At 74.4% G+C, this 589-nt stretch carries 1 protein-coding gene; it reads left to right on the plus strand.

The genetic code is table 11. The features are described from left to right. Window positions 1-589 (plus strand): acyltransferase domain-containing protein (locus tag MXD58_RS24590; protein WP_250610036.1); only part of this gene is annotated, 589 nt, incomplete at both ends.

Here is a 589-nt window from a genome sequence, read left to right on the forward strand (position 1 = left end):
AAGACCGGCCGCAGCCCGGACAGTTTCTCCTATCCCTTTGGATACCACTGCGCGTCGGTTCGCCACGTCGTCGCCGCCGAGCTGCGCGAACTGGCCGTCAGCCAGCTCGAGCGCGACCCCGAGGCGACCGCGTGGTCGCACCCGCGCGGTGTCCACTTCCGGTCGAAGGGCGCCGCGGACGTCACCGTCGCCGCGCTGTTCGCCGGGCAGGGCAGCCAGTACGTCGACATGGGACTGGAGGCCGCGGTCAACGTGCCGCCGGTCGGCACCGCCTTCGACGAGGCGAACGCCGCCTTCGACGGCGCGCACCGCCGCCTCGCCGCCATCGTCTTCCCGCCACCGGTCTTCGACGCCGAGCAGCGCCAGGACCAGGAGGTCGCGCTGCGCGCGACCGAGCACGCCCAGCCGGCGATCGGCGCACTGTCCGTCGGCCAGTACCGCTACCTGCACGAACTCGGCCTGCGCCCGGCCGGCTTCCTCGGGCACAGCTTCGGCGAGCTGACCGCGCTGCACGCCGCGGGCGCCCTCGACGCCGAGGGCTTCTTCCGCCTGGCCCGCGAGCGCGGCCGCGCGATGGCCCCGCCGGAAG

The organism is Frankia sp. AgKG'84/4 (assembly GCF_023242965.2).
In the GTDB taxonomy this organism is placed as follows: Bacteria; Actinomycetota; Actinomycetes; order Frankiales; family Frankiaceae; genus Frankia.